The organism is Flavobacterium gawalongense (genome assembly GCF_007097265.1).
Classification (GTDB): domain Bacteria; phylum Bacteroidota; class Bacteroidia; order Flavobacteriales; family Flavobacteriaceae; genus Flavobacterium; species Flavobacterium gawalongense.
This window is the reverse complement of record NZ_VJZP01000009.1, coordinates 13,456-33,522: the sequence shown is the minus strand read 5'-3', so window position 1 is coordinate 33,522 and position 20,067 is coordinate 13,456. Positions and strand designations below refer to the sequence as shown.

At 32.5% G+C, this 20,067-nt stretch carries 19 protein-coding genes; 10 read left to right on the top strand and 9 right to left on the bottom strand.

Going from position 1 to position 20,067, the window contains the following annotated elements; genetic code table 11:
• Positions 1-74 precede the first annotated feature (74 nt).
• Positions 75-1,427, top strand: coding sequence for a DEAD/DEAH box helicase (locus FNW38_RS06915; RefSeq protein ID WP_144064710.1), 1,353 nt, complete (start codon positions 75-77; stop codon positions 1,425-1,427).
• A 72-nt stretch (positions 1,428-1,499) separates the two neighbouring features.
• On the opposite strand, the gene FNW38_RS06910 is transcribed toward FNW38_RS06915, so the two are convergent.
• Positions 1,500-2,612 (bottom strand): lactonase family protein, encoded by a 1,113-nt coding sequence (locus FNW38_RS06910; RefSeq protein WP_144064709.1) that lies wholly within the window; start codon positions 2,610-2,612, stop codon positions 1,500-1,502.
• Positions 2,613-2,793: 181 nt separating this feature from the next.
• Between FNW38_RS06910 and FNW38_RS06905 the strand changes: the two genes are divergently transcribed.
• The 4 genes from FNW38_RS06905 to FNW38_RS06890 all read left to right on the top strand — a co-directional run bounded on the left by FNW38_RS06905 (position 2,794) and on the right by FNW38_RS06890 (position 7,081).
• Positions 2,794-4,722 (top strand): vWA domain-containing protein, encoded by a 1,929-nt coding sequence (locus tag FNW38_RS06905; RefSeq protein ID WP_144066659.1) that lies wholly within the window; start codon positions 2,794-2,796, stop codon positions 4,720-4,722.
• Positions 4,723-4,844: 122 nt separating this feature from the next.
• Positions 4,845-6,098 carry a dihydroorotase gene (locus FNW38_RS06900; protein ID WP_143386411.1) on the top strand — a complete coding sequence of 418 codons (1,254 nt, stop codon included), beginning with the start codon at positions 4,845-4,847 and terminating at the stop codon, positions 6,096-6,098.
• Between the two features lie 4 nt (positions 6,099-6,102).
• Positions 6,103-6,429, top strand: a complete 327-nt coding sequence (locus tag FNW38_RS06895) for a hypothetical protein (RefSeq protein WP_143386410.1) — start codon at positions 6,103-6,105, stop codon at positions 6,427-6,429.
• Between the two features lie 4 nt (positions 6,430-6,433).
• A complete protein-coding gene (locus FNW38_RS06890; RefSeq protein WP_143386409.1) occupies positions 6,434-7,081 on the top strand; it encodes an alpha/beta hydrolase in 648 nt (215 codons plus the stop codon).
• A gap of 49 nt (positions 7,082-7,130) precedes the next feature.
• Here the strand turns inward: FNW38_RS06890 and FNW38_RS06885 are convergent, their stop codons facing one another.
• Positions 7,131-7,631, bottom strand: coding sequence for a hypothetical protein (locus FNW38_RS06885; RefSeq protein ID WP_144066658.1), 501 nt, complete (start codon positions 7,629-7,631; stop codon positions 7,131-7,133).
• Positions 7,632-7,642: 11 nt separating this feature from the next.
• Entirely contained in the window at positions 7,643-8,407 is a 765-nt protein-coding gene (locus tag FNW38_RS06880; RefSeq protein WP_143386407.1) for an MBL fold metallo-hydrolase, read from the bottom strand.
• Between the two features lie 95 nt (positions 8,408-8,502).
• Here FNW38_RS06880 and FNW38_RS06875 point away from each other — a divergent pair, with 95 nt between their 5' ends.
• Positions 8,503-9,963: a TonB-dependent receptor gene (locus FNW38_RS06875; RefSeq protein WP_143386406.1), complete on the top strand. Its 1,461-nt coding sequence runs from the start codon at positions 8,503-8,505 to the stop codon at positions 9,961-9,963.
• 163 nt (positions 9,964-10,126) lie between these two features.
• Here FNW38_RS06875 and bcp read toward each other — a convergent pair whose 3' ends face one another.
• Positions 10,127-10,579 carry a thioredoxin-dependent thiol peroxidase gene (bcp, locus tag FNW38_RS06870; protein WP_144064706.1) on the bottom strand — a complete coding sequence of 151 codons (453 nt, stop codon included), beginning with the start codon at positions 10,577-10,579 and terminating at the stop codon, positions 10,127-10,129.
• A gap of 282 nt (positions 10,580-10,861) precedes the next feature.
• Here bcp and FNW38_RS06865 point away from each other — a divergent pair, with 282 nt between their 5' ends.
• The gene (locus tag FNW38_RS06865; protein ID WP_143386404.1) at positions 10,862-11,530 is read left to right on the top strand and encodes an endonuclease III domain-containing protein; all 669 of its coding nucleotides are present in this window, start codon (positions 10,862-10,864) and stop codon (positions 11,528-11,530) included.
• A gap of 113 nt (positions 11,531-11,643) precedes the next feature.
• Here FNW38_RS06865 and FNW38_RS17455 read toward each other — a convergent pair whose 3' ends face one another.
• Together FNW38_RS17455 and FNW38_RS06860 are read right to left on the bottom strand one after the other, a co-directional pair.
• Positions 11,644-11,787 carry a hypothetical protein gene (locus tag FNW38_RS17455; protein ID WP_185963105.1) on the bottom strand — a complete coding sequence of 48 codons (144 nt, stop codon included), beginning with the start codon at positions 11,785-11,787 and terminating at the stop codon, positions 11,644-11,646.
• 51 nt (positions 11,788-11,838) lie between these two features.
• Complete coding sequence (locus FNW38_RS06860) at positions 11,839-12,423, bottom strand: RNA polymerase sigma factor (protein WP_143386403.1); 585 nt, start codon at positions 12,421-12,423, stop codon at positions 11,839-11,841.
• Positions 12,424-12,856: 433 nt separating this feature from the next.
• Here FNW38_RS06860 and uvrA point away from each other — a divergent pair, with 433 nt between their 5' ends.
• Positions 12,857-15,643, top strand: coding sequence for an excinuclease ABC subunit UvrA (gene uvrA, locus FNW38_RS06855; RefSeq protein WP_143386402.1), 2,787 nt, complete (start codon positions 12,857-12,859; stop codon positions 15,641-15,643).
• 5 nt (positions 15,644-15,648) lie between these two features.
• Here the strand turns inward: uvrA and FNW38_RS06850 are convergent, their stop codons facing one another.
• The gene (locus FNW38_RS06850; RefSeq protein ID WP_317130163.1) at positions 15,649-15,954 is read right to left on the bottom strand and encodes a hypothetical protein; all 306 of its coding nucleotides are present in this window, start codon (positions 15,952-15,954) and stop codon (positions 15,649-15,651) included.
• A 519-nt stretch (positions 15,955-16,473) separates the two neighbouring features.
• Between FNW38_RS06850 and FNW38_RS06845 the strand changes: the two genes are divergently transcribed.
• Positions 16,474-16,773, top strand: coding sequence for a transposase (locus FNW38_RS06845; protein ID WP_143386401.1), 300 nt, complete (start codon positions 16,474-16,476; stop codon positions 16,771-16,773).
• Positions 16,734-16,982 (top strand): transposase, encoded by a 249-nt coding sequence (locus FNW38_RS17975; protein WP_144064726.1) that lies wholly within the window; start codon positions 16,734-16,736, stop codon positions 16,980-16,982. Before FNW38_RS06845 ends, FNW38_RS17975 begins: the two co-directional genes overlap by 40 nt.
• 275 nt (positions 16,983-17,257) lie before the next feature.
• Here FNW38_RS17975 and FNW38_RS06835 read toward each other — a convergent pair whose 3' ends face one another.
• Both FNW38_RS06835 and FNW38_RS06830 read right to left on the bottom strand, forming a co-directional pair.
• Positions 17,258-18,718 carry a lipopolysaccharide biosynthesis protein gene (locus tag FNW38_RS06835; RefSeq protein WP_143386400.1) on the bottom strand — a complete coding sequence of 487 codons (1,461 nt, stop codon included), beginning with the start codon at positions 18,716-18,718 and terminating at the stop codon, positions 17,258-17,260.
• A 48-nt stretch (positions 18,719-18,766) separates the two neighbouring features.
• Positions 18,767-20,056, bottom strand: a complete 1,290-nt coding sequence (locus tag FNW38_RS06830; RefSeq protein ID WP_144064705.1) for a glycosyltransferase family 4 protein — start codon at positions 20,054-20,056, stop codon at positions 18,767-18,769.
• Between the last annotated feature and the right edge of the window lie 11 nt (positions 20,057-20,067).

Sequence of the window (20,067 nt, the reverse complement as noted above, 5' to 3'; positions counted from 1 at the left end):
GTAGATTATTGAAGTTTAGTATCAAAACTTAACATTCCTTTCAAAAAGACTATCTTTGCACAAAATTTAAGCAAATGAGTACTTTCGAACAATTCAATCTCCCTAAATCTGTACAAAAAGCAATAGATGATTTAGGATTTACTTCTCCAACTCCCATTCAGGAAAAAACTTTTTCTGTGATAATGTCTGGAAGAGATATGATGGGAATTGCGCAAACCGGTACTGGTAAAACATTTGCATACCTATTGCCTTTATTAAAATTATATAAATTTACTCCGGGACATACCCCTAAAATAGTAATTCTGGTTCCTACACGTGAGCTTGTAGTGCAAGTAGTGGAAGAAGTAGAAAAATTGACAAAATACATGTCGGTTCGTACCGTTGGTATATTTGGAGGTGTCAACATTAATACTCAAAAAACAACCGTTTATAAAGGTTGTGACATACTCGTGGGAACTCCAGGAAGAATCATGGATTTAACACTGGACAATGTGATTCGTTTTGAAGAAATGCAAAAATTGGTAATCGATGAGTTTGACGAAATGCTTAATTTAGGTTTCCGTACCCAATTGACTGCTATTTTGGCTATGATGCCTAAAAAACGTCAAAACATACTTTTTTCGGCAACTATGACCGATGACGTAGATGCTATTTTGAATGACTATTTTGATTACCCAGAAGAAGTTACGCTTTCAGCATCAGGAACACCATTGGAAAACATCAAACAAATTACCTATAAAGTTCCCAATTTTAACACCAAAATAAACCTTCTAAAACACTTATTGCAAAACAATGAAGACATGAGTCGTGTTCTGGTTTTTGTAAACAACAAGAAGATTTCAGATATGGTTCACGAACGTATAGAAGAAGATTTTGAAGGTCAGTTTGGAGTGATTCACTCTAATAAATCACAAAATTATCGTTTAAGTACGATGGCTTCATTCCAAGAAGGAAATTTACGTGGTTTGATCACCACAGATATTATGGCAAGAGGTTTGGATATTTCAAATATCACCCACGTTGTCAACTTTGAAATGCCTGAAATGCCCGAATTGTATATGCATAGAATTGGTAGAACCGGTCGTGCCGATGCAACAGGAACCGCAATAAGTCTTATCACGCCTCGTGAAGAAGAATCTAAAGTGGAAGTGGAAGTGTTGATGAATATGGAATTAGAAATTGAGCCTTTCCCAGAAACAGTTGAAGTTTCATCGAAATTAATCGAACCTGAAAAAGAGAGACAACCGATTAAGTTTATGATGAAAAAACAAAAATTGGAAGGTGACGGTGCTTTTCAAGAGAAAAGTAAAAAGAATAAGAAAGTCAATTTGGGCGGGCCTGGTGTAACCAAGAAAAAAACGCATGGCTCTGTCAATAGAAATATGCTAAAAACCAGAGACAAAAAGAGAAAAGACAAGAATAAATAATAGATTTAAAAAGGCTAAAAAATGACAATCATTTTTTAGCCTTTTTTATTTTTCAATGCTATGAATTTTAATTTAATTCTTTGTGAAAACTAAACAAACCGGAGAACACAAAGCGATTCTTTTTCCTGTATCCGTTAGCACTCCCGTGGTTGCATTTCTTTTAAAAATGACCACATCATTCGTATATTGATGCGCTACCAAAAGAAATTTCCCAGTGGGATCAATAGCAAAATTTCTAGGCCCTTTTCCTAAAGTACTCCTTTGTCCTTTCGATTGCAATTTTCCATTTTTTAGAATTTTAAAGATCGAAATAGTATTCGCTTCACCCCTATTTGTAGCATATAAAAATTTTCCGTCCGGTGAAATATGAATATCTGCAGAACTGAAAGTTCCTTTGAAATCTTTTGCTAAAATGGTGGTTTCGTCTATTTTTTTTAATATTCCGTTTGAATAACTAAAAACCGTTAATGCTCCGTCTAATTCTTGCAATAAATAAACAAATTTTCCGTCATTACTAAACGTTAAATGTCTTGGCCCACTTCCTGATTTTACTGCAACACTATCTTTAATTTTCAAAATTTCAGTTGCAGCATTTGGATTGTATTGATACGAATACACTTTATCATTCCCTAAATCATTAGATAAAATAAACTTTCTATCCGGAGAAAAATGAACCATGTGGACGTGAGGACCTTCTTGTCTTTGCGCATTAACTCCTTTTCCGTAGTGCTGTACCACTTGCTTAGCTTCAGCAATGCTTCCATCGCTATTTTTACCAAAAACTGCAATGTTCCCACCAGAATAATTGGCAACAATTACATTTTTATCATCATTAATAATACAACAAGGATCAGCTCCTTTGGAACTTTGTTTATTGATTAAGCTTAATTTTCCACTTGAAGGATTATAACCAAAAGAGCTTACCGTACTTTCGGGACCATTTTCATTTACTGAATAAACATAATTATTATTTTTGGAAACGGTCAAATAACTTGGATTTACAATATTTTCAGTAGCACTTTTAAGATTAAAACCTCCAGTATTTGTATCAAAATCATAGGTGTAAATTCCTTTACTTTCGCAGCTATTGGTGTAGGTTCCAATTAGCAAATTAAATTTATTTTTTTGTGCTTGCACGCTTGTAAAAATGAAAATTAAAAAAAGAACAACATATGAATTTTTCATGTTTTTAAATTTTATTGAAAAGCTAAAATACATAAATATTTTATAATCAATGCCAATTGTTTGTTCCTTTGAAAAATTATAGCAACTTCAAACAAAACTGTCAACTAATTTGTATTTTTGACTACTAAATTCAATGAACTCCATTGAAAATAAAATCCAGTGAAGTAAACTTGAAATCAAAATGCATTTTAAACATCCCGAAATTTTATACTTTCTATTCGTATTGATTGTACCTATTTTGGTTCATTTATTTCAATTACGTCGTTTCAAAAAAGAACATTTCACTAACGTTCGTTTCTTAAAAGCACTTTCGATACAAACCAGAAAAAGCTCCAAAATTAAGAAATGGCTGCTTCTCACCTGTCGTTTATTATTACTCACTTGTATTATTCTAGCATTTGCGCAGCCTTTTTTCGATTCAAAAGACAGTAAAAATGCCACTAATGAATTGTATATAATCTTGGATAATTCCTTTAGTATGCAAGCCAAAGGCAAAAAAGGGGAATTGTTAAAACGAGCTATTCAGGAATTACTGGAAGAAACACCTGAAAATGTAAATTTCTCTTTGCTCACCAATTCCGAAAATTATTGGAATACAGATATAAAGTCGGTTCGAAGTTCGTTACAAAACCTTAAATATAGTGCTGCGCCTTTTCAGTTGGATAATACAATGGCAAAAATAAAAGCGCATAAATCGGATTTTAAAAAAGACATTGTTATCATTACGGATGCCGTAGGACTTGATGAAAAACAATTAAAAAACAGTGACGCAACTGACTCTCCCCAATTCATAATTCCGAAAGCAGAACAAAAAAACAACGTTTCCATCGACAGCGTTTTCATCAATAAAACACTCGATAATTTTTATGAAATTAGTGTGCAATTATCCGGTTATGGCGAAGATTTTAATCCAATTCCTATTTCTTTATATAATGACAACAAGCTTATTGCGAAGACGATAGTAGCTTTAGAACCAAAGAAAAAAAGCCTCAATTTTACGATTCCAAAACAAGTCTTTCATGGTTACGTATCCATTGTTGACAATGGCTTAAGTTATGACAACACTTTATATTTTAGCATTTCAAAAACGAAGAAAACGAATGTTATCAGCATTGGTGAACCAGAAAAAAGCAACTTTCTTTCCCGAATTTATACCAATGAAGAATTCAATTTCAATAATTACACTTTAGGCTCACTGGATTACAATAAATTGGAAGAGCAAAATGCGATTATTTTAAATGAATTGGATGAAATTCCACAAGCGCTCCAAACCACTTTAAAATCTTTTGTGGAAAAAGGAGGGAATTTAATTGTGATTCCTTCGGCAGTGGCTTCGGTTCCAAATATGAATTCATTTTTGATGAATTTTGGAAACCTAAAATTCAACGCTTTAGATAATAAAGAAAAACTGATTATTAAAATCAATTTTAATCATCCTATATTCAATACTGTTTTCGAAAATAAAGTTACCAATTTTCAATATCCAAAAACAAAAAATTCGTTTGGTTTATCCAGCTCAAGTCCAGCCGCTCTATCCTATGAAGACCAAAGTATTTTCTTGACTTCATTAGCAAATTCGGTTGCTGCTGTTTATGTTTTCTCGGCACCAATTAATACGGTAAATTCAAATTTCCAACAATCTCCATTGATTGTGCCTACTTTTTATAAAATGGCGATGAACAATCAAAACAATGGCATCAATGCTTTGATAATAGGAAATAATAATCCGCATTTAACAGACGCTTCTTTAAACAAAGACGACATTTTAACTGTTAAAGGTTCAGAGGAACAATTTATTCCTATCCAACAAATTCTGAATAATAAAGTGAAAATAATTTTCAATGATTATCCGGAACAAGCTGGAAATTACAGCATTTACAATAAAAAAGAGTGGTTAGAAAACATCAGTTTCAATTACAATAGAACCGAAAGTAATTTGGCTACAGCCAATGAAAACATTCTCTCTGACTATAAAACAACGGAATCCATAACATCATTTTTTGACACTTTACAAACTGACAGGACCGATAATCAAATTTGGAAATGGTTTGTTATCTTTACACTGTTATTTCTAATATCAGAAATAGCAATTATAAGATTCGTAAAATAAAGACGACGTTCAAATAATTAAACAATCATTATGAAATGAGCAAAACGAAAATTCGATACAACAACGATGACGTTTTATGCAAATTACATATGCCCATTTAGAAAACAATAAAAAAGCTACATATGAATATAATCATCAGAGAAGCAAAAATTATCGATTCGAAAAGTCCTTTTCATAACAAGACAGTAGATATTTTAATTGTTGATGGTTTTATAAAAAAAATAGGAAGATCTCTTCCTAATTTAGAAAAGGCAGACGAAGTTAAACTCGATAATTTGCACGTATCGCAAGGCTGGTTTGACAGCAGCGTTTCGCTTGGTGAACCTGGTTTTGAAGATAGAGAAACGATATCAAACGGACTTGCTGTAGCTGCCAAAAGCGGTTTTACCGCAATAGCATTACAACCTAACTCCTTCCCTATTATTGACAATCAATCCCAAGTGAATTTTGTGGTAAACAAAGCGCATGGATTCGCCACACAACTTTTTCCTATAGGGGCGCTGACAAAACAAAGCGAAGGAAAAGACATGGCCGAATTGTATGATATGAAAAAAGCGGGTGCAATTGCTTTTGGAGATTACAATAAAAGTCTGGACAATGCCAATTTGCTAAAAATCGCCTTACAATACGTTCAGGATTTTGATGGATTGGTCATTGCATTTGCTCAAGACGAAAATATAAAAGGAAACGGAGCAGCTAATGAAGGTGTTATTTCTACGCGATTAGGCTTAAAAGGAATTCCAAATCTTGCCGAAGAATTACAAATTGCAAGAAATTTATTTCTATTAGAATATACTGGAGGAAAACTACACATTCCAACTCTTTCGACAAAAAAATCAGTTCAATTAATCAAAGAAGCGAAAGCCAATGGATTAAATGTTACTTGTAGTGTTGCCGTTCATCATTTGGTTTTAACCGATGAGAAACTGGAAGGATTCGATACCAGATATAAAGTTTCACCACCGCTCAGAACAGAAACGGATAGAAAAGCTTTGTTGAAAGGAATAAAAGACGGAACGATTGATATGATCACATCCGACCATAACCCAATTGACATTGAGCATAAAAAAATGGAGTTTGATACTGCAAAAAATGGAACAATCGGTTTAGAAAGTGCTTTTGGCGCTTTAATGACGGTATTACCATTAGAAACAGTGATAGAGAAATTGACAGCGGGAAAATCGACATTTGGTATTGATGTACAAACCATTAATGAAGGTTCAAAAGCTAATATTACCCTATTCAACCCGGAACCAAAAAGCATTTTTACAAAATCATCAATTCTATCGAAATCAAAAAACTCTGCTTTTCTGGGAACAGAAATTAAGGGTAAAGTTCACGGGATTTTGAATCAAGGAAAATTAATTCTAGTATAATAATATGAATAATAATATTGAAGAAGGAAAGACAGCCGCAATAACAAGCTATATTTTAGGAATTGGCGTATTTATAGCGATGTCCATGAATGCCGAAAATAAAAATGCGTTTGCTTCCTTTCATATTCGCCAAGGATTGGGACTCACTTTAACTTTTATATCATTAGGATTAATAATCAGTAATTTTGACAGTTTAATGATTTCAGCTCCTATGTGGATTTTCGTGTCCGTATTATGGTCATACGGTATTTTCAGTGCTATAAAAGGCGAAACAAAACCAGTTCCTTTATTAGGTACTTATTTTCAAAAATGGCTTAAAAACATCTCATAATTAAATGAATTTATCTTTAGAATATAAAATACGAGACCCCAAAATAAAATTAGACAAAAACCCCCTTTTACTTTTACTGCACGGGTATGGCAGCAATGAGGAAGACTTATTTTCTTTTGCAACCGAACTTCCGGAAGAATATTACATTATTTCAGCACGGGCACCTTATAACATGCAATACGGCAGTTATGCTTGGTATGCGATAAACTTTGATGCAGATGAGAACAAATTTTCAGATCACGGGCAAGCCAAAGTATCAAGGGATTTAATAGCTCAATTTATTGATGAATTAATTCAAACTTATCCTATTGATTCTAAAAATATTACTTTGGTTGGCTTCAGTCAAGGTTCTATACTAAGCTATGCAATAGCATTATCGCATCCTGATAAAATTCAAAGAGTAGTTGCGTTGAGTGGCTATGTCAGCGAACCAATTTTAGAAGAAAATTATCTGAGAAATGATTTTACAAAACTTAAAATATTCCATTCACATGGAACTGCAGATCAGGTAATTCCTGTAGAGTGGGCTCGAAAAACAAAACCATTTTTGGAGAAATTAGGTATAAAATCCACCTATAAAGAATATCCTGTAGGTCATGGCGTAGCACCACAAAATTTTTATGATTTCAAGAATTGGCTTCTTGAAAATTAATATTCAGTTTTCAGTCGCAGTGAACTAAGAACTGCGACTGAAATATACTTTATTTTTGATACAATAATGATTGATTTACTTCAAACGTAATGCTATCATCATCGTTGACAAAGTATTTCAATAATACTTCTCCCCAAATTTCACCATCACTAAAATCAGCAATAATCCATCGATGGTTTAGAATTTTAACTTTATTAATGATGAATTTATTAGCCCCAATTTTATCCTGACCTACATAAGGATTTCCATTAGGATTTGAATTATAATCCAATAATTTCTCGGTTACAAAAGGAATTAATTTTTCATATTGAATTATCTTTCCTGAGTTTGAAGATTCAAAATAGTTTTGGGCATTTTCATTTTTTTCCAAAGAAAAATAGTTGGCGTCCACTAATTTATTTTTAACCGAATTCAAACTGTCTTTCAACTTTGTAGTTACCTTTTTATATCTATCCTGTTCAAAAGTTACTTCCTTACTCAAAAACATATAAGTGTAAACATTAAATAGTAAAGCTAGAATAAAAGCGTAAAGCAATAATGATTTTTTCATTTTAAGACTGATTAAATTGTAATTTCCAGATTATCATATGCAAGGAAAACGTTTTCCGGAAGTCTTTTTTGTACTTCCTCATGAAAACCAAGAATATGACTGATGTGAGTAATATAGGCTTTTTTAGGCTGAACCAAAGTTATAAAATCTAATGCTTCCTGCAAATTGAAATGCGCAAAATGAGATTCTTCACGCAAAGCATTTATCACCAATACCTTTAGATTTTTTAATTTTTCTATTTCAGCATCTTCAATTGTTTTCACATCCGTCAAATAGGCAAAATCATCTATTCTATAACCAAAAACCTGGAGACCCGCATGCATCACATCTATAGGAATGGCAGTTTTATCACCAATAGAAAATGGCTGATTATTGATTACTTCAATCGTTTTTACACAAGGTGCTCCTGGGTATCTGTTTATGGTTTCAAAAACATAATCGAAACGTTTTTTTAGATTATCAATTACCCTTTGATGCGCATAAATTGGAATCTCACCTTGTTTAAAATTAAACGGACGAATATCATCCAAACCAGCGGTATGATCGGAATGTTCATGGGTAAATAAGATTCCGTCTACTTTTTGGCAATTTGAAAAAAGCATTTGTTGTCTAAAATCAGGTCCGCAATCGATTACGAAAGAATGATTTTCCCAAGAAACCCAAACTGAAACCCGTAGCCTTTTATCCTTAAAATCAGTACTTTTACATACTGGATGATTACTCCCTATAACGGGAATTCCTTGTGATGTACCGGTGCCTAAAAAATATACCTTCAATTCAATTAGATTTTTTTACAAAAATAGGGTTAATTATCTTTCATTAGAAACCTATTTAATTAACTTTGTAACATATTAGCCATATTTAAAACAAAATGGGTACTGAAATAAAATTAAAAGGTGACAAAGTCATCGAGCAAATTCCTTCCATAAAAGACAAGGCACTTCGTATCAATTTGAATGAAAATATTTACGGAACTTTCGCAGAAATTGGTGCTGGACAAGAAACCGTAAGACATTTTTTTAGATCGGGTGGTTCTTCAGGTACTATTGCAAAAGCAATGTCGGCCTATGACAAAGATTTTAGTGATGCCGTATATGGTATAGAAAAAGACGGCCGTTATGTAACGGAAAGCCGACTTAAAAAAATGCTCACCTTTGAAGGACAATTAATCGAAGAACGTTTAAGTCGAGAAAAACATCCCAATAAAATGTTTTTCAGCTATGCCAATACAGTTGCTACAATAGACTTTGCCAAACAGTTTAAAGGACATGGTTGGGTTGGTATTCGCTATCAAATTGAACCGGATGAGGATTATAATGAAATTATTATTCACATTCGTTTTAAAGAAACTGATGTCCGCTTACAACAAGAAACACTTGGTATTCTTGGCGTAAATTTAATTTATGGTGCATACTACAAATACAATGACCCTAAACGTTTGTTGCGTTATTTATACGACCATTTAGATAAAGATCAGCTAGAAATAGACACTATTAATTTCTCAGGACCACGTTTTGCAGATGTAGATAATCGTTTGATGAGTTTACAGCTGGTTAAAAATGGAATGACCGATGCGGTTATGTTTAATCCAGATGGAAAAAACATACTTCCTGCAGCCATATTATACAAAAAAAACATTCTTGCTTTTAGAGGTAGTTTCCGTCCGGTTACTAAAGTAAACATGGACATGTATGAGAAATCATTGAAAATGTTTCTGAATGAGAATAAAGTGGAAGTTGATAATACACTTGTTGTTTTTGAAATTACACTTTCGAATTTACGATCTGATGGTGAAATAGACGAAAGAGATTTTATGGATCGCGCCGAATTACTTTGTTCGTTGGGACAAACGGTGATGATCTCTAATTTCCAAGAATATTATAAAGTGGTCGAGTATTTTGCCAATTACACCAAAGCCCGAATGGGATTAGCAATGGGTGTAAATAATTTGGTTGATATTTTTGATGAAAAATACTATCGTCATTTAAGTGGTGGAATTCTGGAAGCTTTCGGAAAATTATTTTACCGTGATATGAAAGTCTTTTTATATCCAATGATTGGCGAAAACGGTGAAATTATTACTTCAGATAATTTGAAAGTGCATCCTAGAATGAAAGAATTGTACAAATTCTTCAAATTCAATGGTAAAGTTGTCGATATTGTAGATTATGACCCTAATATTCTGGAGGTATTCTCTCGTGAAGTACTTAACATGATAAGCCAAGGAAAACCAGGATGGGAAACTATGCTTCCTTCCGGTATTGCTGAAATAATCAAGGAACATCACCTTTTTGGGTATGACCCAAGTAAAGTGTTGAAAGAAAGTAATTAGTGAATAGTATTCAGATTTCAGATAGCAGTTATCAGAAATATTGAATTCGATATTTTAATCAAACAAAAAAGCCAAGAAAGAGATGATTTATCCTTTTTTGGCTTTTACTTTATCTTCAAATTCTGATAATTGTGTCTAAAATCTGTTATCTGAGACTGAACACTTACTTCAATATCTGTGCAGCATGCGCTTTGGTTTTTACATCAGAAATTACCTCATCAATAATTCCGTTTTCATCGATTACAAATGTGGTTCTGTGAATCCCATCATATTCTTTTCCCATAAATTTCTTTGGACCCCAAACTCCAAAAGCTTGAATTACAGATTTATCTTCATCTGCCAATAATGGAAAAGGGAAATCATATTTTTCTTTGAACTTTGCCTGGGCTTTTTGCGCATCGGCACTTACACCCAGAAGCTCATAATTATTGGCTTTGAAACGCTCAAAATTATCTCTTAGATCACAGGCTTCGGCAGTGCATCCCGGTGTATCGGCTTTTGGATAAAAGAAAACGACCAATTTTTTCCCTTTATAATCGGCTAATTGATGTGCTTTTCCGTCTTGATCCAGACCAGAAAAATTGGGTGCTTTATCTCCTTTTTTTAATGTTGTCATTATTTAGATTTTTTGTTTGTTAAATTCTTAATTTTTTATTTTTGTGTAATTCTAGCAATTTACTTCTTGTTTCTATTCTAAATGCCCCAGGGTGAAGTGAAAACCCCGGAATTTTTATAACTATTTTTTTCTTGTAATAGCAAATCGACCAAAGGAAGCTCTTGCAATTACTTAGAAAAAAAGCTATAAAAATGAGTCCCGAAGTTTCGGGATTGTAACGCAAAACTGGATTAGGCACCTAATAGAAATTATACTATTTTTACTCTTTATAAAAATACAAAAATGAATAAACAGGAACGTGTAACATTTGTTATAAATACGTTAAAAGAATTGTACCCAACGATTCCTATTCCGCTAGACCATAAAGATCCTTATACTTTACTGATTGCGGTTTTACTTTCGGCACAATGCACGGATGTTCGCGTGAATCAAATTACACCTTTACTTTTTGCCAAAGCGGATAATCCGTATGATATGATTAAAATGTCAGTGGAAGAGATTAAGGAAATCATACGACCTTGTGGCTTGTCGCCAATGAAATCGAAAGGTATTCATGGTTTATCCCATATTTTAATTGATAAACACGGCGGAAAAGTCCCGCAGAGTTTTGAATATTTAGAAGAATTACCGGCTGTGGGACATAAAACCGCAAGCGTGGTGATGTCTCAGGCTTTTGGAGTTCCTGCATTTCCCGTTGATACGCATATTCATCGATTAATGTATCGGTGGAATTTGACTAATGGGAAAAATGTGGTTCAAACGGAGAAGGATGCAAAACGCATTTTCCCAGAGGAATTATGGAATGATCTGCATTTACAAATCATTTGGTATGGACGGGAATATTCACCAGCTCGAGGTTGGGATTTAGAAAAAGACATTATCACCAAAACAATTGGAAGGAAGACAGTTTTAGATGACTACTACAAAAAACAGAACTCCTCCTCTAAATAGGAGATTCCACTAATTTTAAAATAAAATTAGTGGAATCTGGTTATTCAAGTCCTAAAAAACAGAACCTTGATTTTTTTCAATACAATACCATCCAATACTTAAATTGACTGTTTTTAATTAGCTATAATTTCGAAACTTTTATCTTCTATTTTTATTATGCTCAACGCTTTTGAATAATTCAATAAAAAAGAAACGATTTCTTTCTCGGGCTTCATCTTCTTAGTGACTAATGATTTTTTGGAGTAAATTTTTGCCATATTGTAATAAATTTGTTTTTATATTACAACGCAGCAAGTTTCGATTTATTATTAATTAGTCAAAACAATTTGATGTTTATCTATAACTTTTCTTAAATTCATTAATGCATAACGCATTCTTCCTAAAGCAGTATTGATACTGACTCCAGTTGTTTCAGAAATTTCTTTAAAACTCATATCTTGATACATTCTCATGACCAAAACTTCTTTTTGATCTATAGGAAGTTCTTCGATAAGTTTTTTCAAATCCATTTCGACCTGTTCCGATATTATTTTGTTTTCAATTGTAAGAGAATCATCAGACATTATTGAAAAAATAGAAAATTCTTCCGTTTCTCTAAACATCGGCATTTTTTTATTTTTCCGATAATGATCAACAATAAGATTATGAGAAATTCTCATTACCCATGGTAAGAACTTTCCTTCTTCATTATAGGAATTTGATTTTAAGGTTCTTATTACCTTAATAAAGGTATCTTGAAAAATATCATTCGATGTATCTCTATCAGAGATTTTAGAATATATAAAACCATAAATTTTTGATTCGTGTCTTTTGATTAATGAAGCTAAGGCATCTTCATTACCTGCAACATAATCCTGAACCAATAATGCGTCTGGAAGTTGTGTATTAGCCATAGTTATACTTTTTAGTTTTTAATTAAAATGGAGAATTTTCTCTAAAAAGTAGTTTTATACTATAGGCTGATGATTAATTAGGGTTATTTTAATGCTCAAATTTAGCGAATAATTATTTTAACAAACAAATTAAATTAAGAAAAATTAACATCTATAGAATAAAAATGTTAAAATTCAGGCTAAGATTTTACGTTCGGGTGATATAAATATACGCAATAACAAGATGAAAAAATATTTTTTTAAAACTATTATGTTTAAAAAATTAAAAAATACATCTATAAAACTATTTAACAAGAAATTTAATAAGCATAAAGAATTTCAAGAATTGCTTTTCTGATTTCATTCAATTAAAAATCCCAATTTGTGATTTGTGATTTCTCAACTTAATTTCTCCGATGAAAATTGATTACTTTTGTGAAAATTAATTGTTTTTATGCAAGTTGACCTTTCTAAATTAGATTCTAAGAAAAATATTATTATCAAAGGCGCACAAGTACATAACTTAAAAAATGTAGATGTTGCGATTCCTCGAAATAAATTAGTTGTTATTACAGGACTTTCCGGATCCGGAAAATCAAGTCTGGCATTTGACACTTTGTACGCCGAAGGACAGCGCCGATATGTAGAAAGTTTGTCATCGTATGCGCGACAATTTCTTGGTCGATTAGACAAACCAAAAGTTGAATATATCAAAGGTATTGCACCTGCAATTGCTATTGAACAAAAAGTAAATACTACAAATGCCCGTTCTACAGTAGGAACTTCAACGGAAATTTATGATTATATAAAACTATTATTTGCCCGAATTGGACGAACCTATTCTCCTATTTCAGGTCGAGAAGTAAAAAAAAATACGGTTACCGATGTAGTTACCGATGTGAAATGTTTCGATATTGATAGCAAATGGCTACTCCTTGCTCCTGTTCATCTGGAAGATGGCAGAAAACTGGAAGACAAACTAAAAGTACTTTTGCAACAAGGATTTGCACGAATTTTAGTTAATAATCAAATGGTTCGTTTGGACGAAATAGACCAACATTCTTTAGACAATAAAGATATAAAGCTCATTATAGACAGAATTGTAGTTAAAGACGAAGAAGAATTTTATAATCGACTTGCTGATGCAGTTCAAACCGCTTTTTTTGAAGGCAAGGGAATTTGTTATTTACAGGAATTAAATTCGGATAAAAAGTTTTCTTATTCTAATAATTTCGAATTGGACGGTATTACCTTCCTAGAACCAAATGTACATTTATTCAGTTTCAACAATCCTTACGGAGCGTGTCCTGTATGTGAAGGTTACGGAAATATTATAGGAATTGATGCCGAATTAGTGGTACCAAATACGACCTTATCTGTATACGAAAACGCCATTTTTCCTTGGAGAGGCGAAAGTATGAGCTGGTTTCGGGACGAATTGGTAAACAACGCTTACAAATTCGATTTTCCCATCCATAAACCTTTTTATCAATTATCTGAAGATCAAAAAGAATTGATTTGGAATGGAAATAACTACTTCCAAGGCTTAAATGATTTCTTTAAGGAATTAGAAGAAAAAAATTATAAGATTCAAAACCGTGTGATGCTTTCTCGTTATAGAGGCAAAACCAAATGTTATTCCTGCAAAGGCAAACGCTTGCGAATAGAAGCCTCCTATGTAAAGATCAATTCCAAAACTGTTTCTGATCTAGTTGACTTACCTATTAAGCATTTGGTTACTTTTTTCGAAAGTATTGACTTAGATATCCATGAAAAACAAATCGCAAAACGATTATTAGTGGAAATCAATAATAGATTATCCTTTTTAACCGAAGTAGGATTAGATTATCTGACATTAAACAGAAACTCTGCAACACTTTCGGGTGGGGAATCACAACGTATCAACTTAGCAACCTCATTAGGAAGCAGTTTAGTCGGATCCATGTATATTCTTGACGAACCCAGTATTGGTTTACACCCAAAAGATACGGAACGTCTGATAAAAGTATTACTGTCGCTTCGTAATTTAGGAAATACTGTTATTGTTGTAGAACATGACGAGGATATCATGAAAGCGGCCGATATGATTATTGATATTGGTCCAGAAGCGGGAACCCTTGGTGGTAATTTAGTCGCTCAGGGCACATTTGATGAAATCCTAAAATCGACTTCGCTTACTGCGAAATATTTGAATGGCGACTTAGAAATTACCGTTCCCAAGAGACGAAGACCTTTCAAGAATTTTATTGAAATAAAAGGAGCCCGAGAAAACAATCTACAAAATATAGATGTTACGTTTCCGCTGGATGTATTGACAGTTATCACAGGAGTTTCAGGAAGCGGAAAAAGTACGCTAGTCAAAAAAATTCTATTTCCTGCCATGCAAAAAAAGCTGGAGAATGCAGGAGAAAAAGCAGGACAATTTACTGAAATGACAGGTTCATTTTCGCAAATCAAGCATATTGAATATGTAGATCAAAACCCAATTGGAAGAAGTTCTCGTTCTAATCCGGTGACTTATATTAAGGCTTATGACGATATCCGAGAATTGTATGCCAAGGAAAAATTATCAAAAATAAGAGGCTATCAGGCCAAACATTTTTCTTTTAATGTTGATGGCGGAAGATGCGAAACCTGCAAAGGGGAAGGTTCCATAAATGTAGAAATGGTTTTCATGGCTGATGTGCAATTGCCTTGTGAAACCTGCAATGGAAAACGATTTAAGAAAGAAGTCTTGGAAGTCGCCTTTGAAGGTAAAAACATTCACGATATTCTTACTATGACTATTGACGATGCAATTGCCTTTTTTATAGCTAACAAGCAAAGTAAAATTACTCAAAAACTTCAACCGCTGCAAGATGTGGGATTGGGATATGTGCAATTAGGACAATCGTCTTCTACACTTTCCGGTGGAGAAGCCCAGCGTATAAAACTGGCTTCATTCTTGGTAAAAGGGGCCACAAAAGACAAAGCACTTTTTGTTTTTGACGAACCAACAACCGGATTGCATTTTCATGACATTAAGAAACTATTGGCTTCATTTGATGCTTTGATAGACAAAGGGCATTCGATACTTGTAATTGAACACAACCTTGATCTTATAAAATGTGCCGACTGGATTATTGATTTAGGCCCTGAAGGAGGAGAAAATGGAGGACAATTATTAGCTGTTGGAACTCCCGAAGAAATCGTAAAAATAAAAAAATCAATCACTGGAAAATACCTAAAGGATAAATTATAAGGAATCTATTCAGAATAGCATTTTTCTTCAAATGTATTTCCATCTTCATCGATTGCTATCACTATATTTTTTTCTTTGGAAGAAACATAAGTTAAATAAATCCAACCAACAGACCATATACCTAATGTCAAACAACAAAGTAAAAAATTAAACCCGTGATCTACTTCTTTTCTACCTTTTGATAAAACCGCAAAAGGCAAAGTATCATTTCTTTCTATAATAGTAAATCCATGATGGATTTTATTCGCTAAGATGTTAGAAAACTTTTGTAAACTTTCTTCGTTTATGTATTGATGGCTTTTCATAATCATTGGGGTAAATTACTTTAGCTATTTATTATTGTCTTTAAATATTTTGTAAAAATAATATCTGCAAAAATAAGGGCTATACCTCGTTTCCACAATACCCACTTTTAGTGATTTTTATACTTTTTTCAACTTACTTACATAGATACTAATCTTTGTTCTAGCTATAGCAGAGATTCAAAGTTTATTGACATATCAAAAAGGGTAATCTAAATATCTTTGACTTTAAGCTTATCTCTTTCATCTGTTCCAGGGCAAACGCACCAGTATATATTTTTTTAAACCATGTTTAAACTCATGCGTTTGCCCTGTCATCTGTTCACTTGATGTTGTCGTTGTTTATTATGTAAATAAGTCTAAATTATTATTTTACATTTGATAACTAATTTACAAAATAATCTATGAAGCAACAAACAAAATCGATTAAAATCATTTTTAATAAAGTTAAATAATCTAATACTTACAAAAAAAAATTACATTTTAAAAATCTGCAATGAAAAACCAGAAGAATGCAAAACAATAAACTTGTATTGTCAAGATGAGAGCCGATTTGGAATGTTTACTCGTAATGGGAAAGGACTAACGGCACAAGGTGTTAAACCGGTGTGTACTTTTCAGCAAGTTTTTAAAGCTATTTGGCTCTTCGGAGCTTATTCTCCATTCATTGGAGATCATTTTGAACTAGAATTGTCGCACTGCAATTCTGCTAATTTTCAAGCTTTTTTAAACGAATTCTCAAAAGAAAATACAGAAGAGTTTAAACTCATCATTCTCGATAACGGAGTATTCCACAAAGAAAAACACTCATTATTCCAAACAATATAGCACTGCTTTTCATTCCGCCATATTCGCCAGAACTCAATCCTTCAGAAAAAATATGGTGGAGAATAAAAAGAGCATTTACTGGAAAAGTATACAAATCACTCAATGGAGTTAGTGATTTTATTGAAAAAGAAGTACGAAAACTAACCAATGAAATTGTAAAGAAAACCTGCGAATTCGAATATATCGTCTCAGCTCCTTTTTTGGACTAAAATATATAAGTTATGGTATTACTATTCTCTTTCATCTGTTCATTTGATGTTGTCATTGTTTATTATGTAAATAAGTCGATACTTTTTATTTTAATAAAATGATTGGATGTCGGGATAAGTACAAAAACAAAACAATCTGTTTTTATTCCATTTAGAAATATAAAACAATCCAATCTTTAAAGAGGGCTGGGATGAGAAAAAAAGACTGTTTTATATTTCTAAATGGTATTATTTACATTTTTTTCCTGATCAAAAAGAAGATTCCAATTGAAAAATTATTTCAACTTTTTCAATACTTTATCCATAACTTGGTTTATTTCAGTAGAAACAACTAATTTATAATTGATATAAACATATAAAATGGTCACCAAAACAGATTTTAATCCAATACCAATTATAGGATGAAAAGGAAACTGCCAGAAATAAAACAGTAAGAACAAAACAAACGTAATTGCTATAGAATACAATGTTTGACTTGTGAAAGGATATAAATCCAAGCGCTTAACCACAAAAAGCAATTTGGCAAGACTATATAAGGTTATCGATAATAAAGTAGCAAAAGCAGACCCCATAATACCATATATAGGGATAAAAATCATATTCAAGACTATAGTCAAAACAACTAAAAATACACCAAGAAACAATACTGCTCTGTAATATTTTGTATTAAAAATGATAGCATTATTATTCCCTAAAATCAGGTCGAAATATTTGGAAATCCCAATCATAAAAACCACCAAAATACCTCCACTATACTCTTTAGGCACTAATTCATACAACTGATTGATATTAACAAAAATACATAACATCACAAAGCCGCCAACTATTTGGAGATTAATGGATGTTTTTTTATAGAGATCATTTAATTCATCATGTTTATTCTCGTGCATTAACCTTGCGGTAATTGGATAAACAATTTGGTGCATCGCACGACTGGGAACGGATATAACTAAGGCAATATATGTCGCTACTGAATAATAAGCGATATTTTCAATAATCATATATTGATTGAGCATCATTTTATCACCATCCAAAAGTAAATTAGCAACACTTCCGGATAAAATAATATAAAAGGTATACTCCATTATATTTTTTACATTGTGTGGAATGGCAAATTGAAAAACTGGCTTTTTAATATTAAATGCATATAGCATCGTAATCATTAAAGCCAAAAAATAAATTCCTGCAGTAACATAAACAAATTCTATAACCGAAATCCATTTATAATACACTCCTATCAAAGCAAACAACGAAAATAATCGAAGTCCCACTTCCTTGATAAAATTACCAAAAACAGAATGCATATGAACTCTTGCCCAAGCGTAAAAAATTTCAAAATAAGCCATACACAATCCTATGAATGGAATAAGCCAAATAAACTCTTTAACAACCGGATTTTTCTTGGATAAAAAAATTGAAATGTCATCAAAGAAAAACAAACCAATCAGCAATAATGGAATACACAAAAACAAAGGGAATAATACCGTAAAAGATAAAAATCGGGATCTTTCCTCATCGGATTCGTATTGTGAATAAAACTTCACCAAAGTATTTTGCATTCCTATGGCAAATAAAGGCATGATAACATTAGCTGCCGAAAGAATATAATTTGTCAAAGCATAATAGGTAGCTCCTAAAAAAATAGGATACAAATAGAGTGTGTTTATGGCTCCAATACCAAAGCCAATATAGGTTATTATGGTGTTTTTTAAAGACTGATTTAATACTATTCCCATTCTAGGAGTTTAAAGTTTAAGATTTAAAGTTGCAAGAACTTCGGCTTTTTATTGAATCAATTGTACTAATTCTTTGGTAAGGTTTTTTCTGGAATAGCGTTGTAACCCTACTCCATTTGCTTGTAATTTCCCTTCCAAAAACTGATTATAAAAGTCCAAAATTACACCTTTTAATCTCATCTTTTCTGAATAATTAAAAAACACGCCTGTATTGGTTTCAGTTATGATTTCAGCAAAATCAGAACCACTTGGCCCAATCGCTATAATTGGTCTGTTAGAAACCATATATTCGAATAATTTTCCCGGAATAATACTCTTTGTATCTTCGGAATTGATTTCGATAAGTAATAAAACCTGTGATTTTCTTTGATGTGCAATCGCTTCCGCATGGGAAACATAACCTAAATTATTCAAATACGGATTTAAGCCAAATTGAGTTATGGCTTCCAATACTTCCTGACTTACTGCCCCTATCAGTTTTATTTCTAAATGTGATTTGAAATCCGGAATCTCATTAATTAATTCAACCAAACTTTCCCATAAAATCAAAGGATTTCTTTCGGAAAGAAAAGAACCAATGTGGGCTAAACTAAATTTTGAATCCAAGGTTTGTTTCACGACATTTTCCGTATCATACCCATTCGTTATAACTGTAATAGGTTTGTTTGTAATGGCTTGAAATTCTGTTTTTGTGGTTTTGCTCGTTACTATAATCGTGTCTGCCGTATTTAAAACCTGATGTTCTAATGCTTTGTGTTTTTTGGCGGCATAATCTGATAATCGCAACGATTTGTGATAGCCAATGGTCGTCCAAGGATCCCGAAAATCAGCAAACCATTTTAAATCTAATTTTTGTTTTAGCTCTAATCCAATGAGATGCAAACTGTGTGGCGGACCCGAAGTAACAATGGTATCAATATTATTTTCTCTAATGTATTTTTCTAAATAAGAAACGGATGGTTTTACCCAAAAAACACGGGCATCCGGAATAAAAAGATTGCCACGAATCCAAAGAAACGTTTTATCTAAAAAAGATTGTTTTTTTTGATTTGGGATAATTCCAGAACTGATTTTTTTGGTTTTATTCTTCGAAAAAAACGAAGCTAATTGATACGGTTCAAAAATTTTATGCTTTAAAATAATTGCTTTATCGGAAACCTCTTTTACTAAATTTTCATCAACAATTGGATACGTTGGGTTCTCAGGAATATATACGATGGGCTGAATTCCAAAATCAGGTAAATATTTCACAAATTTCAACCAACGTTGAACGCCAGGTCCCCCAGCCGGTGGCCAATAATAGGTAATTATTAAGATTTTCTTTGGTTCTGGTTTCAATTTATTTGTTT

Bases quoted from the DNA above. Each gene is read 5' to 3' on its own strand.
- FNW38_RS06915 (WP_144064710.1), top strand. From the start codon at position 75: ATGAGTACTTTCGAACAATTCAATCTCCCTAAATCTGTACAAAAAGCA.
- FNW38_RS06910 (WP_144064709.1), bottom strand. From the start codon at position 2,612: ATGAAAAATTCATATGTTGTTCTTTTTTTAATTTTCATTTTTACAAGC.
- FNW38_RS06905 (WP_144066659.1), top strand. From the start codon at position 2,794: ATGCATTTTAAACATCCCGAAATTTTATACTTTCTATTCGTATTGATT.
- FNW38_RS06900 (WP_143386411.1), top strand. From the start codon at position 4,845: ATGAATATAATCATCAGAGAAGCAAAAATTATCGATTCGAAAAGTCCT.
- FNW38_RS06895 (WP_143386410.1), top strand. From the start codon at position 6,103: ATGAATAATAATATTGAAGAAGGAAAGACAGCCGCAATAACAAGCTAT.
- FNW38_RS06890 (WP_143386409.1), top strand. From the start codon at position 6,434: ATGAATTTATCTTTAGAATATAAAATACGAGACCCCAAAATAAAATTA.
- FNW38_RS06885 (WP_144066658.1), bottom strand. From the start codon at position 7,631: ATGAAAAAATCATTATTGCTTTACGCTTTTATTCTAGCTTTACTATTT.
- FNW38_RS06875 (WP_143386406.1), top strand. From the start codon at position 8,503: ATGGGTACTGAAATAAAATTAAAAGGTGACAAAGTCATCGAGCAAATT.
- bcp (WP_144064706.1), bottom strand. From the start codon at position 10,579: ATGACAACATTAAAAAAAGGAGATAAAGCACCCAATTTTTCTGGTCTG.
- FNW38_RS06865 (WP_143386404.1), top strand. From the start codon at position 10,862: ATGAATAAACAGGAACGTGTAACATTTGTTATAAATACGTTAAAAGAA.
- FNW38_RS17455 (WP_185963105.1), bottom strand. From the start codon at position 11,787: ATGGCAAAAATTTACTCCAAAAAATCATTAGTCACTAAGAAGATGAAG.
- FNW38_RS06860 (WP_143386403.1), bottom strand. From the start codon at position 12,423: ATGGCTAATACACAACTTCCAGACGCATTATTGGTTCAGGATTATGTT.
- uvrA (WP_143386402.1), top strand. From the start codon at position 12,857: ATGCAAGTTGACCTTTCTAAATTAGATTCTAAGAAAAATATTATTATC.
- FNW38_RS06850 (WP_317130163.1), bottom strand. From the start codon at position 15,954: ATGATTATGAAAAGCCATCAATACATAAACGAAGAAAGTTTACAAAAG.
- FNW38_RS06835 (WP_143386400.1), bottom strand. From the start codon at position 18,718: ATGGGAATAGTATTAAATCAGTCTTTAAAAAACACCATAATAACCTAT.